Origin of the sequence: Afifella sp. JA880 (assembly GCF_025379905.1) — a bacterium.
Taxonomy (GTDB): Bacteria; Pseudomonadota; Alphaproteobacteria; order Rhizobiales; family Afifellaceae; genus Afifella; species Afifella aestuarii.
Genome location: NZ_JAOANH010000001.1, coordinates 343,704 through 357,299 on the forward strand (window position 1 = coordinate 343,704; position 13,596 = coordinate 357,299).

The 13,596-nt window shown below is 62.1% G+C and carries 15 protein-coding genes; 3 read left to right on the plus strand and 12 right to left on the minus strand.

The genetic code is table 11. The annotated features are described in order from the left end of the window. Window positions 1-16: 16 nt before the first annotated feature. Both NYQ83_RS01685 and NYQ83_RS01690 read right to left on the minus strand, forming a co-directional pair. Window positions 17-709: a DnaJ domain-containing protein gene (locus tag NYQ83_RS01685; RefSeq protein WP_261211796.1), complete on the minus strand. Its 693-nt coding sequence runs from the start codon at window positions 707-709 to the stop codon at window positions 17-19. Between the two features lie 7 nt (window positions 710-716). Continuing rightward, window positions 717-1,439 (minus strand): VWA domain-containing protein, encoded by a 723-nt coding sequence (locus NYQ83_RS01690; RefSeq protein ID WP_261211800.1) that lies wholly within the window; start codon window positions 1,437-1,439, stop codon window positions 717-719. Window positions 1,440-1,538: 99 nt separating this feature from the next. Here NYQ83_RS01690 and panC point away from each other — a divergent pair, with 99 nt between their 5' ends. Further along, window positions 1,539-2,387: a pantoate--beta-alanine ligase gene (gene panC, locus NYQ83_RS01695; RefSeq protein ID WP_409976972.1), complete on the plus strand. Its 849-nt coding sequence runs from the start codon at window positions 1,539-1,541 to the stop codon at window positions 2,385-2,387. Window positions 2,388-2,392: 5 nt separating this feature from the next. On the opposite strand, the gene NYQ83_RS01700 is transcribed toward panC, so the two are convergent. Beyond that, window positions 2,393-2,830 (minus strand): DUF1489 family protein, encoded by a 438-nt coding sequence (locus tag NYQ83_RS01700; RefSeq protein WP_128293986.1) that lies wholly within the window; start codon window positions 2,828-2,830, stop codon window positions 2,393-2,395. 143 nt (window positions 2,831-2,973) lie between these two features. Beyond that, window positions 2,974-4,380: an L-serine ammonia-lyase gene (locus NYQ83_RS01705; RefSeq protein WP_128293985.1), complete on the minus strand. Its 1,407-nt coding sequence runs from the start codon at window positions 4,378-4,380 to the stop codon at window positions 2,974-2,976. Between the two features lie 173 nt (window positions 4,381-4,553). On the opposite strand from NYQ83_RS01705, the gene NYQ83_RS01710 reads away from it, so the two are divergent. Then, a complete protein-coding gene (locus NYQ83_RS01710; RefSeq protein WP_261211802.1) occupies window positions 4,554-4,793 on the plus strand; it encodes a Flp family type IVb pilin in 240 nt (79 codons plus the stop codon). 14 nt (window positions 4,794-4,807) lie between these two features. On the opposite strand, the gene NYQ83_RS01715 is transcribed toward NYQ83_RS01710, so the two are convergent. The 6 genes from NYQ83_RS01715 to NYQ83_RS01740 form a co-directional block, all read right to left on the minus strand. Next, on the minus strand, window positions 4,808-5,404 hold the full coding sequence (locus NYQ83_RS01715; protein WP_261211803.1) for a DUF2585 domain-containing protein: 597 nt from the start codon (window positions 5,402-5,404) through the stop codon (window positions 4,808-4,810). 14 nt (window positions 5,405-5,418) lie between these two features. Further along, window positions 5,419-6,804, minus strand: coding sequence for a pyruvate dehydrogenase complex dihydrolipoamide acetyltransferase (locus tag NYQ83_RS01720; protein ID WP_261211804.1), 1,386 nt, complete (start codon window positions 6,802-6,804; stop codon window positions 5,419-5,421). A 22-nt stretch (window positions 6,805-6,826) separates the two neighbouring features. Beyond that, window positions 6,827-7,417: a Uma2 family endonuclease gene (locus tag NYQ83_RS01725; protein ID WP_261211805.1), complete on the minus strand. Its 591-nt coding sequence runs from the start codon at window positions 7,415-7,417 to the stop codon at window positions 6,827-6,829. Window positions 7,418-7,505: 88 nt separating this feature from the next. Further along, window positions 7,506-8,948, minus strand: coding sequence for a pyruvate dehydrogenase complex E1 component subunit beta (locus NYQ83_RS01730; protein ID WP_128293981.1), 1,443 nt, complete (start codon window positions 8,946-8,948; stop codon window positions 7,506-7,508). 11 nt (window positions 8,949-8,959) lie between these two features. Beyond that, entirely contained in the window at window positions 8,960-10,105 is a 1,146-nt protein-coding gene (gene pdhA / locus NYQ83_RS01735) for a pyruvate dehydrogenase (acetyl-transferring) E1 component subunit alpha (RefSeq protein ID WP_092812509.1), read from the minus strand. 137 nt (window positions 10,106-10,242) lie between these two features. Beyond that, window positions 10,243-10,566 (minus strand): FtsB family cell division protein, encoded by a 324-nt coding sequence (locus tag NYQ83_RS01740; protein ID WP_092812511.1) that lies wholly within the window; start codon window positions 10,564-10,566, stop codon window positions 10,243-10,245. Window positions 10,567-10,913: 347 nt separating this feature from the next. Between NYQ83_RS01740 and NYQ83_RS01745 the strand changes: the two genes are divergently transcribed. Next, window positions 10,914-11,684 (plus strand): class I SAM-dependent methyltransferase, encoded by a 771-nt coding sequence (locus tag NYQ83_RS01745; protein WP_261211812.1) that lies wholly within the window; start codon window positions 10,914-10,916, stop codon window positions 11,682-11,684. A gap of 44 nt (window positions 11,685-11,728) precedes the next feature. On the opposite strand, the gene eno is transcribed toward NYQ83_RS01745, so the two are convergent. Then, complete coding sequence (gene eno, locus NYQ83_RS01750; RefSeq protein WP_261211819.1) at window positions 11,729-13,006, minus strand: phosphopyruvate hydratase; 1,278 nt, start codon at window positions 13,004-13,006, stop codon at window positions 11,729-11,731. A gap of 113 nt (window positions 13,007-13,119) precedes the next feature. Then, window positions 13,120-13,596 (minus strand): hypothetical protein, encoded by a 477-nt coding sequence (locus NYQ83_RS01755; protein ID WP_261211821.1) that lies wholly within the window; start codon window positions 13,594-13,596, stop codon window positions 13,120-13,122.

Genomic DNA, 13,596 nt, shown 5'->3' on the forward strand with positions numbered 1-13,596 from the left:
GTTGCGTAAACGGAGTTCAGCGGTGTTCTCTCAAAAGCCACTCTTTGGCTTGGTTGATTCTGGCAGCCAGAGCGGCGGAGCCGCCGCGGTCGGGATGGACCTGCTTCATCAGCCGTCGATGGGCCTGGCGGATTTCCGCCTCGCCGGCGCCCGTCTGAAGCCCAAGAATATCATAGGCTTCCTGCGTGCTCATTCCGCTCGCGCTGCGCGCCGGGCCTGCCCCCATGTCGGCATCAGCCTGCATGTCGTCTCGCCATCGGGGATGCGCCCGGTCGAGATAACTTTCCAGAAGCCTGAGTGATTCCGGGTCGCCCGTCATATCGCGGGCGACCAAGGTGAGTTCCTCAAACGTGAGTTCCGACAAGAGCCGCCCCTCGTAGCGCCCGGCCAGAACCGTGCCATCGAGCTCGCCGGTCGCATGATCGAGGGTCATCTCAAACCCGGCCGAGCGCACCGTCGACTGGTTCCTTGCAGCCCCTCCTCGCCGTGCCCAGCTCTTGCGCAAAAGCGAGAACGCAAAGATCGCGACCGGAAGGGCAAATGCAAACTGGCCCACGATCAAAAGGCCGAGGGCAACGAGCCCTAGAGCGATCCCCGCCCCTAGACGCACCGTCCCCGCAAGCCTTGCCGGAGACGCCGTCAAGAAGACGCGAAAGAGCAGATAGATCGCGGCCACAGCCGCGATCAGGATGAAAAGGCCTCTGATCATCGTGGGCTCACTTCAGCGATGGCAACAGCCGACGCGCCGCAGACGAGCCCGATGCTTCCAGGGCTTTGAGGCCGCCTGCAGCATAAGTCGCGACCGCCCCAAGCAGGTCTTTCAGCTCTGACGCTGAGGCTGAATTGAACGGCAGATAGGCGCCCCGCGTCAGGCGCGCGATCTCGCGGAACGCCGCTTCGGCACGCGGGTCCCGCCCTTCGTGAAACATGAACGCGCGCACGCCGAGGAGACCGAGTTCGCCGGCGATATTCGACAATTCGTCGACCTCCTCTTCCATCGCATCGCCCACATAAACGAGAGCGGCAATCGGCCTCTTCTCGGTCTCGCGGCGGGTGTGCGCGAGCACTTTCTTGATCTGAGTTTTGCCCCCGCGGCAGCCGATCCGGACCATCAAGTCCCGCAAGGCCTCTGGGTCGGCAACCCAGCGGGAGGCACGGCATTCGCCGAAGCCGCGGAAAAAGACAAGCTGCACGGTCAGCCCGCCGACATCGGCCGCGGCCTTGAACATTTCGGCCTGCAAGCCGCAGGCGAGATCCCAGGTAGGTTGACGGCTCATCGTGGCATCGAGCGCGAAGACCAGGCGGCCGCGCGCATCGCCGCTCACCGGTGCAAGGCTGTTCGCCTGTTTCAAAAATGCGTCGATTTCGCCGCGGCTCGAGCGGCTTTTCTCAGACGGAAGATCCCGTCCGGGGGTCGTGATGTCTTTGCCCTTGGTCATCGCCTTGCGCATCTCCTTTTCGCAGGATGTGGTCTGCGCGGCACCTTGCGCAAGTCAGCATGGCCGATTACCGCTTCGGCAGCTTTCACATATCCGAGGATCGACGTGCATCCCGATATCGCGACGAGTATCGCCAATCTCAGGGACCGGATCGACAGCTGGCGTGCCGCTGACGAAACGATCGCACTGGTGCCCACGATGGGCGCCTTGCATTCCGGTCATCTCCAACTCGTGGAGCTTGCGGCAGAACGCTGCGACCGGGTGGTGGTGAGCATCTTCGTCAATCCGACGCAGTTTGGACCCGAAGAGGATTTCTCTCGCTATCCAAGGCGCCCGGAAGCGGACCTGGAGGCGCTTGGAAGGGTCGGCGTGCCGTTGGTTTTCGCGCCGAGTGCCGAGGAAATGTATCCCGCAGGCTACGCCACGACAGTCAAAGTGGCCGGACCGAGCGAAGGGCTGGAAAGCGATTTCCGCCCACATTTCTTCGAGGGTGTCGCCACCGTCGTCTCGAAGCTTCTGATCTCGTGCTTTCCCGACGAGGCGGTGTTCGGAGAAAAGGATTATCAGCAGCTGCTCGTCGTCCGGCGGCTGGTGAGCGATCTGAGGCTGCCCACGCGCATCGTTGCGGCGCCGACCGCACGTGAGGCCGACGGGCTCGCCCTGTCCTCGCGCAACGCCTATCTGAGTGCTGAAGAACGCCGGAGGGCACCGCTGATCTATTCCTCTCTGCAAGGGGCAGCAGAGGCTCTGCGTGCAGGCGCCCCTGCCGGCAGCACCGTCAATGACGTCCAAGAGCGGCTGAGTGAGGCGGGTTTTCGCGTCGACTACATTTCGCTCCGACACAGCGAGACATTGCAGCCCCTCGCAGAGCTTTCGGATGGTCCGGCCCGCCTCCTTGCAGCCGCCTGGCTGGGGGGCACGCGTCTCATCGACAATATCGCGGTCTAAAGCGCTTACAGCAGGCCGAGCGCCGCCAGCTCGCCACGTAGGTCTGCGGGAAGCTCCCCGAAGCCGTCGACATCGCCGCCGAGATCGGCAGGAGCATCTTCAGGCTTCAGATAGCGCCATCCCTGGAAGGCACGCCGGGGCTGCCAGGCGGTCGGCACCAGTTCCGGATCGAGCACGAGACGGCAGCGCTGAACGCCTTCGCTGTCCTGAAAGACTCGGATATCCGAGAGGCGCTGTCGCACCTGCACATTGCCTTTAATGACCCAGTAGAGGGAGCCGCCGGCCAGAAGCTCGTCGCGGCGACGCGGCACCATGCGGGTGACATGGGCATGCTCAGCCGGCTCGCCAGCTTGCTCGCGCTCAGCAAGCCGCCGTTCGATCCAGTTCTTTAGGTCGTCGATTGATTCCGCGCCCACACAGAGCTTCAGAAGATGCAGCGCCATGCCTTCGATTTAGTCCCGACGGCAACGTCCGTGAAGGGGAAAGCCGGCACCCTCCCCAGCTTCAACAGTCGCTTCAGGCTAAAATCGTACGATCGGGGCGATACACCAAGCCACGGCCCGCATGGGCACGCAGAGCCGAGGCGTCAGCACTCGATGACGTTGACCGCGAGACCGCCCTTCGAGGTTTCCTTGTACTTCTCGTGCATGTCGCGGCCGGTCTGACGCATCGTCTCGATACACTTGTCGAGGGGGACGAAATGGTCCCCGGTGCCGCGCATGGCGAGAGACGCGGCGGTGACAGCTTTCACCGCCCCGAGCGCATTGCGCTCGATGCAGGGGACCTGAACGAGTCCCGCAATCGGATCGCAGGTCATGCCGAGATGGTGTTCAAGCGCGATTTCGGCAGCGTTCTCGATCTGAGCATTGGTGGCGCCGAGGGCCGCCGCGAGCCCAGCCGCCGCCATCGCAGAGGCCGAACCCACCTCCCCCTGACAGCCGACCTCAGCGCCCGAGATCGACGCGTTGTGCTTGATGATGCCGCCGATCGCGGCCGCCGTCAGAATGAAGGTGCGCACACCCTCCCGCGATGCTCCGATACAATGGTCGAGGTAATAATGGACGACCGCCGGGACGACCCCCGCCGCCCCGTTCGTCGGGGCGGTGACGATCTTGCCGCCGGCGGCGTTCTCCTCGTTGACCGCCATGGCATAGACGCTCAGCCAATCCATCACGCGGTGCGGCTGGAGCGCGTTGGCACCGCTCTCATGCTGCAGACGATCATGGAGTTCGCGCGCTCTGCGCTTGACGCCAAGGCCACCGGGCAAATCGCCTTCGCCCGAAAGCCCGCGCTCCACCGAGGCGCGCATCTCGTCCCAGATGCGCTCCAAGCCCGAGACGAGAGCCTGGCTCTCCTGCCCGCGCGCGAGTTCGTTTGCCTCTTTCATCTCTGCGATGCTGAGCCCCGAGCTCTCTCCCATCGCCAGCATCTCCCTGGCACTTGCGAAGGGATAAGGTACGGGAGAGGTGTCGGTAACCGGGGAATCGTCAGCGGAGGTGCGCGCCAGTTCCTCATCGGTGACGACGAAACCGCCACCGACCGAATAATAGATCTGTTGCACGAGCCGGCGCCCATCGGCGGCAAAAGCCGAAAACCGCATGCCGTTCGCGTGGCCAGGGAGCGGCGTGTCGAAGTCGAAGACAAGATCATTTCCGGGATTGAACTGGTAGGCCGGGTGCCCCGCCGGGGTCACCATCCCGGTTTCGTGAACCCCTGCAATGATCTCATTGATGCGGAATGGATCGATGTCTCGAGGGCTCTCGCCCATCAGGCCAAGAAGGATCGCGCGGTCGCTGCCGTGGCCTTTGCCTGTGAACGCGAGCGAGCCGTGCAGGCTGACGGCGAGCCGCGCTGGCTCGACGCCGGCAGGACGCGGCCAATCGCCATCACGGATGAGGTTGAGAAAGCGTCCCGCCGCCACCATCGGCCCCATCGTGTGCGACGACGACGGACCGATGCCAATTTTGAAGATATCGAAAACCGACAGAAACATCCGGGACCCTCTCACGCGACAACACGCTATCTCAGCCTGCTGCATGCAACGTTCTGGGCGCGACAAAAGCTGCCGCACCATTTTCCGCGCATTTTCACCGTTGCCGGAAACACGCGGTTTACCATCCTGCAAGGCTTCTTCTCTATCTTGTGGAGAACCCAGGGGGATGGGATATGGGCGATTCCACAAGACGATTTTGGCGCGACGACGCCGGCAACAGTACGAGCGAATATGCGCTGATTGCAGCGCTGATTGCCGTCGTCTCAGTCGCCGGTGTCAAGCTCACCAGCTATAGCCTCGACAAACTCGCGACGGAACTCGCGATGCAGAGGATGGATGCCGGAGCGCTTGTGGCGGCAAGGGACGAGCGCGACGACAGCATTATCACCGGCTCGATCCGCCCCTCCAGATAGCTTCCGCCGAGCTTTCAAAGAGGTGCCGCGCCCGCCTGCCACTCGCGCACCGCATCGAGCGGCCACAACAGCATCAAGACATTCAATGTGAGATTGTCTCGGATCAGCCATCCGACCAGGAGCTCCATGGCAACGGCAATCAACACGGTCGCCCATACGGGCAATATGCGTGCGAACCAGAAGCCCGCCATCATCGCTACGATGTCCGACAGAGAATTGAGGACGCTGTCGCCATTGTAGCCGGCGGCGATCGTCACCTCGCGGTAGCGATCGATGATCCAGGGCGAGTTTTCGACAATCTCCCAGGCCGCTTCGACCAGAGTCGCCAGGACCAAACGCACTCCGATCGGCCTGATCGCCGACCAGTTCCGGGCCAGGAGCCACAGCGCGCCGTAGAACAAGAAGCCGTGGATGATATGCGAGGGCGTGTACCAATCCGACAGGTGCTGGGAATTCCCCGGTCCGTTCGGATCTCCGTACCAGAGCTCGACGCGACCGCATTCGCAGATCGGGATCCGCCCCATGGCGAGGAGGATGGCGGCCGTCACGGCAAGGATGCCGGCAACCGCCAGTCCCGCCCGCAATCGCGGGCGGTCACTTATGAGACGCATCAACTCCGTGCCGCTCAGATCAGCAACGTCATGGGGTTCTCGATATAACGCTTGAAAGCGGCAAGCATCTCGGCTCCCAGCGCACCGTCCACTGCGCGATGGTCCGTCGACAATGTCACCGTCATGATCGAGGCGACCGTGACCCTGTCCTCGCGCACGACGGCGCGTTTTTCGCCGGCACCGACGGCCAGGATAGTCGCGTGAGGCGGATTAATCACGGCCGCAAAATCACGGATGCCGTACATGCCGAGATTGGAGACGGCAGTCGTTCCACCCTGATATTCCTCAGGCTTCAACTTCCGCTGCCGCGCGCGGCCCGCCATATCCTTCATTTCGTTCGAGATGACAGAAAGGGTCTTCTTCTCCGCATCGCGGATCACCGGCGTGATCAGGCCACCCGGGATCGAGACGGCGACGCCGACATCGGATCCCTTGTGCTTCAGCATCGCTTCTTGCGTCCAGGTGACGTTCGCCTCCGGCACGGCCTGCAGCGCCATGGCCATCGCTTTGATGACGAAGTCGTTCACAGACAGCTTATAGGCCGGCTTGTCGTCGATAGCGGGTGCGGCCGCATTGATCTCGGAACGCAGCTTCAGGAGCGCATCGATCTCGCAATCGCTTGTCAGATAGAAATGTGGGATCGTGGTCTTCGCTTCGACCAGGCGGCGGGCAATGGTGCGCCGCATAGAATCGTGCGGCACGACTTCGTAGCTGCCCTCGACGAACATTTTGCGGATCTGCTCGTCGCCCATGCCGGCCGGTGCCGGCGTTTTCGGCGCGGATGCGGGTGCCGTTTCTGCGGCAGCCGGGGCAGCGGCCTGGCCTTCCCCCTTTTCGACCGCTTCCTCGATGTCGTGTTTGACAATACGCCCGTGAGGGCCGGAACCCGAAAGCGCCGACAGATCCAGGCCCTTCTCCTTCGCGAGGCGCTTTGCCAGCGGCGAGGCAAAAATTCGGCCGGACGACTTGCCGTTCGACTTCTCCGTCTCGCGAGATGGTTTCGATTTTTCCGCAGCGTCGGCGTCATGCAGCCCCTCGCGCGGGACCGCTTCACCGCCCTCAGTCTCTTTCGGCTCTGGAGGCGAAGCATCAGCCCCCGTGCCGTTTGCGGGGGCCGGGGCTTCCTCTGCCGGAGCTTCCACGGCATCTGCGTCCTCGCCCTCTTCGGCGAGAATGGCGATCACATCGTTGACCGCGACGTCCTCGGTTCCCTCGCTGACCAGGATCTTGGCGACCGTGCCCTCATCGATGGCTTCCACTTCCATGGTCGCCTTGTCAGTCTCGATCTCGGCAATGACATCGCCCGGAGCGACCGCATCGCCCTCCTTGACGTGCCATTTGGCGAGATTGCCCTTCTCCATGGTGGGCGACAGGGCGGGCATCAGGATATTGATCGACATAAACCGGTTCTCCGGAAATTCTTTATTGCGCGTTGGGCGAGACTTCGCCCTCGACATCGAGCGGCCAGAGCGCACTCAGCGGAAACGTCATGACGTCAAACGGGGGCGCAGCGACATTGTCCCCGTCGCGGAAGGTGCCGACGAGCAGCCAGCTGTCGCCGGCGAGCGCGAAGACCTCCAGAACCTTGGAGCGCGGGTCGAGCAGCCAGAGATGCGAGACACCGGCACCGGCATAAATCCTGCGCTTCGACACCCGGTCATAGGTTTCGGTCGAGGCCGAGATCACCTCGCAAACCCAGTCCGGCGCCGTCTCCAGATATGCCGTCTCAGGCAGCACCGACAGGCGCTCGCGGCGCCACCCGGCGATATCCGGCACAATAACATTGTGGCCGAGGTGTAGTTCGGGTTCGTCCATAAAGACCCATCCCCCCGGTCCATCACCGCCCAGCTGAAAGCCGCCCAGTTTCATGCCCAGCACCGACGAGGCGACGCTGTGCCGAGGTGTCGACCGTGGATGCGTGACGAGCGTCCCGTCGATGATCTCGGCGACGAGATGCGACGGGACCGCCTGAAGATCGGCGTAGGTCGCCTGTCTTTCCGCGGGCTCAACCATCGCTCGTTTTCAGCTCCACATAAAATGGCTGGAATCGGAGCAAGCGGGGCCCGCAAGAGAAGCCCCGCCCAAAACTCCGAATGCCAGCCTAGTCGGCATAGCTCACCGCTTTCACGGCTTCGACCACCTCCTTGGCGCTCGGCAAAGCGAGCTTTTCAAGGTTGGCAGCATACGGCATCGGCACATCTTTGCCGGTCACCGACAAGACTGGCGCGTCGAGGTGATCGAAGGCCTTCACCATCAGCTGCGAGGCGATCCAGGAGCCGATCGAGTTCTGCGGCCAGCCTTCTTCCACCGTCACACAGCGATTGGTCTTCTTCACGGAACGGATGACCGTCTCGATATCGAGCGGCCGCAACGTTCTGAGGTCGATCACTTCGCAATCGATGCCCTGTTCGGCCAGTTGCTCCGCCGCCTTCAGGGCATGGGTCATGCCGATGCCGAAGGACACGATCGTCGCATCCGAGCCTTTGCGCGCGATTTTCGCCTTGCCGATCGGCAGGACGAAATCATCGAGCTTCGGAACAGGAAACGACTGGCCGTAAAGGATCTCGTTTTCCAGGAAGATCACGGGATTTGGATCACGGATCGCCGCCTTCAGAAGACCCTTCGCGTCGGCCGCCGTATGCGGCTGGATGACTTTGAGGCCCGGGATCTGCGAATACCAGGCCGCGTAATCCTGGCTGTGCTGCGCAGCAACGCGGGCGGCGGCACCATTCGGCCCACGGAAGACCATCGGGCAGCCCATCTGACCGCCTGCCATATAAAGCGTCTTCGCGGCCGAATTGATGATCTGATCCATCGCCTGCATGGCGAAGTTGAAGGTCATGAATTCAACGATCGGCTTCAGGCCGGCGAACGCCGCCCCCACGCCAAGGCCGGCGAAACCATGCTCGGTGATCGGCGTATCGATGACGCGGCGTTCGCCGAACTCGTCGAGAAGCCCCTGGGTAACCTTGTAGGCACCCTGATATTCGGCCACTTCCTCGCCCATGACGAAGACATCGCCATCGCGGCGCATCTCCTCGGCCATGGCGTCACGCAGCGCCTCACGCACCGTCTGTTCTTCGAACTCGGTGCCTTCGGGCACGTCCGGATCTTCTGGCGGCTCGGCTTTGTCCATCGCCACGAGCACGGAGACGGGTCCGTCCTTGCGGCCGAGCTTTTCGTCCTCCTTTTGAGGTTCCTTCCCCTTAGCCTCGGGCTCCGGCGTCGCGGGAGCAGAGCCGCCATTGGCCTTGCTTCCCTTGTCTCCAGAGGCGGCTTTTTCGAGATCGCTTTCGTTTTCGTCTTCGCCGAGCAACAGCGCGATCGGCGTATTGACCTTGACGGCGTCGGTGCCCTCTTCGACGAGAATTTTGGCAATCTTGCCCTCGTCGACGGCTTCCACCTCCATCGTCGCCTTATCGGTTTCGATCTCGGCGATCACATCTCCGGCGGCGACCTCGTCGCCCTCCTTCACCGTCCATTTGGAGAGTTTTCCCTCCTCCATGGTCGGCGACAGGGCCGGCATCAAAATCTCGGTCGGCATTCAGCAGGGCCTCACGCTTCTACGTACACGTCCGTCCACAATTCGGACGGATCGGGCTCGGGATCGTTCTGGGCGAATTCCGCCGCCTGGTTCACGACGCCGCGGATTTCCTTGTCCACGGCCTTCACGTCATCTTCGCTCATGCCGTGGCTTTCCATCAGCCGCTTCTTCACCTGCTCGATCGCATCGTGTTCGGTGCGCATCTTCTGCACCTCCTCCTTCGAGCGATATTTGGCCGGATCCGACATCGAATGGCCGCGATAGCGGTAGGTGAGCATCTCGAGGATCATCGGGCCTTTGCCGGAGCGGGCATGCTCGGCGGCAAAATCACCGGCGGCCTTCACGGCCCGCACATCCATCCCGTCCACCTGGTGGCCCGGGATATCGAAGGATTCGCCCCGCTTGCACAATTCAGTCGTGGCCGAAGCGCGCGCTACCGATGTGCCCATGCCGTACTGATTGTTCTCGATCACGTAGATGACGGGAAGGCTCCAGAGCTTCGCCATATTGAAGCTCTCGTAGACCTGTCCCTGATTGGCTGCGCCATCGCCGAAATAGGTGATCGAGACGCAATCGTTCTCGCGATAGCGATTCGCGAAGGCGAGGCCCGTCCCGATCGGCACCGAGGCGCCGACGATGCCATGTCCGCCGAAGAAGTTCTTCTCCCGCGAGAACATATGCATGGAGCCGCCCTTGCCGTGCGAATAGCCGCTGCGACGACCCGTCAGCTCCGCCATGACGCCTTTTGGGTCCATACCTGTCGCAAGCATGTGCCCATGGTCGCGATAGGTGGTGGTGACCTGATCCCCCTCCTTCAACGCCATTTGCATGCCGACGACGACGGCCTCCTGGCCGATATAGAGATGGCAGAATCCGCCGATCAGGCCCATGCCGTAAAGCTGGCCTGCCTTCTCCTCGAATCGCCGCACGAGAAGCATCTCGCGATAGGCCTTCAGATCCTCGTCCTTGGAAAAGACGATCGGATCGAACGCCGACTTCTCAGCGGTCTCGGTGTTCGGCCGCTCGGCCGTTGCACCTACCGGGGGATTTCCGTTCTCATTCGCCTTCCCGCGGGTCTTCGCGGAAGAGTTTTGCGAGCGCGAGCGTGACCTACGCTGGCCGGTCCCCGTCTGTGACGGGGTCTTGGCTGCCGCCATTCCAGTCCTCCTGAAATTTCTGCCGCACACTATTACGGGAAAATGGGCGGGGAAACCCGTTTCGCAAGACAGGCAGGGTTGCATGCCGTCCCACGGACCGGAGGAAGGGGAAAAAGCGCCTCGACAAAAGCCGATGCTCAGCTGCCGTCAGCTGCGTCGTAAATCACGATATCTGTGGGATGAACGAGATTGAGCGCCTGACGTGCGCGCTCATCGAGCATATCGCGGTCGAGGCTATCTGGACGCAGAAGAGCGACCCGGCGCTCGAGCTTGGCGCGCTTCGCAAGTAGCTCGTCGAGCTCTTTGTTGAGCTCGACCTTGCGCGCTTCCAGCGTCTCCAGTGCCTCCAATCCATAATGCCCTTCAACGGCATGATAGGAAAAATAGGCGAGCACAAGGAGGCAGCCCAACGGAAGGGCAAGCGGCTTAAGCTTCGACTGTTTACGCTGCCGGGTTGCCATCGGCCGCTCTACCCCAACGCTCACTCAGACTGGAGGTGATCGGCGGGGACGTACGCAGAACCCTTCCGTCCCCACGAGTTGGACACTAGAGACCCAGGGTAAAGAAACGGTGTGACAGCCGGTATTGAGGTGTCCCAATTCGGGGCGCCTTTCTTGCTGTCACGTTAAGACATCGAAGCCGATGGCGCGGATGCCCGGTGCCCTTTCGTCTCCCTTCTTCCCCGCAGCGGCGAGCTCCCCCGTCATCATGCGTTCAGAAAGGAGGAACAAGGAGACTGGATTCGTGGCCGCATCTGACGGCATATGACGCATGCGTTCCCAAAAAGCCTGATTGAGAGGGACCTCCCATGGCCTCGAGCATGTCACAGAACGTACTCATCGACCGCCAGTTCGGCATTCGCGCCGCGTCATATGTGGCAAGCGCCGTGCATGCGAGCGGCTCCGATCTTGCCTATCTTGCCGAACGCATCGCCGAGCTTAACCCGGAAACGGCCATAGATCTTGGTGCTGGCGGCGGGCATGTCAGCTACACGATGGCGGGCTTCGCCCGCCGCGTCGTCGCCTGCGATCTCTCCCAGGAGATGCTCTCGGCTGTGGCGGAGACGGCACGAAATCGCGGACTTCCCAATATCGAGACGCAAGTTTGCGACATCCACACCCTGCCCTTCGGCGATGGCGAGGCGGACTTCGTCGCAAGCCGCTTCAGCGCCCATCACTGGACCGATCTTCCAGGCGCTCTACAGGAGGCGCGCCGTATTCTGAAGGAAGGTTCGACGGCCATTTTCATGGACGTCGTCTCTCCGGGCACGCCGCTCCTCGACACGCATTTGCAGGCGGTGGAGCTTTTGCGCGACCCCTCGCATGTGCGCGACTATTCAATCTCAGAATGGCTGCGGGAACTGCAGAGCGCGGGCTTCTCACTCCGCCGCAGCATGGGCGCGCGGCTGCGGCTCGACTTCGCGTCCTGGGTGGAGCGAATCGGAACCGAACCGGAATTCTCGTCCGCGATTCGTCTCCTGCAAAAGTCGGCGAGCGGCCATGTCACCCGCCACTTCGCCATCGAGGACGACGGCTCATTTACGATCGATACGGCCGTTTTCGAGGTGCTCGCGGCCTGAGTTTTGAAGGCCCGCCACGTCACGCGCAGCGGGCCTTCGGCAAATTACTTCTTCAGAACTGCGCGACCCGCATAATGCGCAGAAGCGCCGAGATCCTGCTCGATCCTGAGAAGCTGATTGTACTTCGAGGTCCGATCGGCGCGCGCCAGCGAGCCCGTCTTGATGCGTCCGCAATTGGTGCCGACGGCCAGGTCAGCGATCGTCGCGTCTTCCGTCTCGCCGGAACGGTGCGACATGACGGCGGTGTAGCCGGCAAAATGCGCCATCTCGACCGTTTCCATCGTCTCCGTCAGCGAGCCGATCTGGTTGACTTTGACGAGGATCGAATTGGCGATGCCATCGTCGATGCCGCGCTTCAGGCGCTTGACGTTGGTCACGAAGAGGTCGTCACCGACCAGCTGGCATTTGTCGCCCAGCTTGTCCGTCATGATCTTCCAGCCGTCCCAGTCGTCCTCGGCCATTCCGTCTTCGATCGAGACGATCGGATAGCGAGCGACGAGATCAGCATAATAGTCGACCATCTCGGCCGGCGAGAGCGTGCGCCCCTCGCCTTCCAGCACGTATTTTCCGTCCTTGAAGAACTCGGATGATGCCGGATCGAGCGCGAGGTAGACATCTTCGCCCGGCTTGTAGCCGGCTGCCTCGATCGCCTTCACGACAAAACCGAGCGCTTCGTCGGTCGAGGCGAGCCCCGGCGCGAAGCCGCCTTCATCACCGACATTGGTGTTGTGTCCAGCATCGTGAAGGGACGCCTTCAGGCGATGAAAGATCTCGGAGCCCATGCGCAGAGCGTCGGCAAAGGTGTCGGCGCCGACCGGCATGATCATGAATTCCTGGAAATCGATCGGGTTATCGGCGTGCGCACCACCATTGACGATGTTCATCATCGGCACCGGCAGGGTGCGCGCCGCGACGCCGCCCACATAGCGATAGAGCGGCAGAGCCCGGGCAGCCGCAGCAGCCTTGGCAACAGCAAGAGAAACGCCCAAAATGGCGTTGGCGCCGAGCCGGCCCTTGTTCTCTGTGCCGTCGAGCTCGATCATGGCGCGGTCGATGGCGATCTGCTCCTCGGCCTCGCGGCCGCCGATCGCCTGAAAAATCTCGCTGTTGACCGCCTCGACGGCCTTCAAAACGCCTTTGCCGCCGTAACGTGACTTGTCGCCGTCGCGCAGCTCGTGGGCTTCGTGGACGCCGGTCGAGGCTCCGGACGGCACAGCGGCGCGTCCCGTCGATCCGTCCTCAAGAAGCACGTCGACCTCTACGGTCGGGTTGCCGCGGCTGTCGAGAATTTCGCGGCCAATAATGTCTATGATCGCAGTCATATGGGATCCCCCTTCAGGGCGTTTTCCTATTCGATGTGAGCGCGCAACAAAAGCCCCCTGGCGGCAGAGCTGACGCGCAGCTCACGCCCTTCGTTCCGCGTGTCGCGGACCTTTTAGCTCGACCGTCCGAGATCGTCAGCGCAGAAGAACGACGTTTCACCGCGATAGGTGACGACAACCCGTTTGGAAGCCGCGCAGCCTTCAGACGGCCAATCGACCCAAAAATGCGGACTTTGCCCGGTGGCCATCCGAATCTCGTGTCGGGGAGCATCGATTGCCGGCGTCGTCTGCACATCGGCCTGCCGCCCCATCAGAAAGGCCGCGGACACAAGGGAAATCGCGAGAGCGACCGGAACGAGAAGCACGCGCATCAATACCATCCCATTTTCGCGTCGATCTTGGCTGGAGTTGATCTCACCCAACCATTCGCGGCCCCAAGCTAAGGGAGATGGGGAACCTGCACGAATGAAAAAAAGATAATGAAAGCCTGTCGGCAAACGGCCGCATTCCGCCAGAACGTGCAGCGCTTGGCCCGATCTCGTCAAAGGTTTGGAGGCAATACGGCGCGGCCCGGACCAGCGTTCCGGCAT

Bases quoted from the DNA above. Each gene is read 5' to 3' on its own strand.
- NYQ83_RS01685 (WP_261211796.1), bottom strand. From the start codon at position 709: ATGATCAGAGGCCTTTTCATCCTGATCGCGGCTGTGGCCGCGATCTAT.
- NYQ83_RS01690 (WP_261211800.1), bottom strand. From the start codon at position 1,439: ATGACCAAGGGCAAAGACATCACGACCCCCGGACGGGATCTTCCGTCT.
- NYQ83_RS01700 (WP_128293986.1), bottom strand. From the start codon at position 2,830: ATGGCGCTGCATCTTCTGAAGCTCTGTGTGGGCGCGGAATCAATCGAC.
- NYQ83_RS01705 (WP_128293985.1), bottom strand. From the start codon at position 4,380: ATGTTTCTGTCGGTTTTCGATATCTTCAAAATTGGCATCGGTCCGTCG.
- NYQ83_RS01710 (WP_261211802.1), top strand. From the start codon at position 4,554: ATGGGCGATTCCACAAGACGATTTTGGCGCGACGACGCCGGCAACAGT.
- NYQ83_RS01715 (WP_261211803.1), bottom strand. From the start codon at position 5,404: ATGCGTCTCATAAGTGACCGCCCGCGATTGCGGGCGGGACTGGCGGTT.
- NYQ83_RS01720 (WP_261211804.1), bottom strand. From the start codon at position 6,804: ATGTCGATCAATATCCTGATGCCCGCCCTGTCGCCCACCATGGAGAAG.
- NYQ83_RS01725 (WP_261211805.1), bottom strand. From the start codon at position 7,417: ATGGTTGAGCCCGCGGAAAGACAGGCGACCTACGCCGATCTTCAGGCG.
- NYQ83_RS01730 (WP_128293981.1), bottom strand. From the start codon at position 8,948: ATGCCGACCGAGATTTTGATGCCGGCCCTGTCGCCGACCATGGAGGAG.
- pdhA (WP_092812509.1), bottom strand. From the start codon at position 10,105: ATGGCGGCAGCCAAGACCCCGTCACAGACGGGGACCGGCCAGCGTAGG.
- NYQ83_RS01740 (WP_092812511.1), bottom strand. From the start codon at position 10,566: ATGGCAACCCGGCAGCGTAAACAGTCGAAGCTTAAGCCGCTTGCCCTT.
- NYQ83_RS01745 (WP_261211812.1), top strand. From the start codon at position 10,914: ATGGCCTCGAGCATGTCACAGAACGTACTCATCGACCGCCAGTTCGGC.
- eno (WP_261211819.1), bottom strand. From the start codon at position 13,006: ATGACTGCGATCATAGACATTATTGGCCGCGAAATTCTCGACAGCCGC.
- NYQ83_RS01755 (WP_261211821.1), bottom strand. From the start codon at position 13,596: ATGCCGGAACGCTGGTCCGGGCCGCGCCGTATTGCCTCCAAACCTTTG.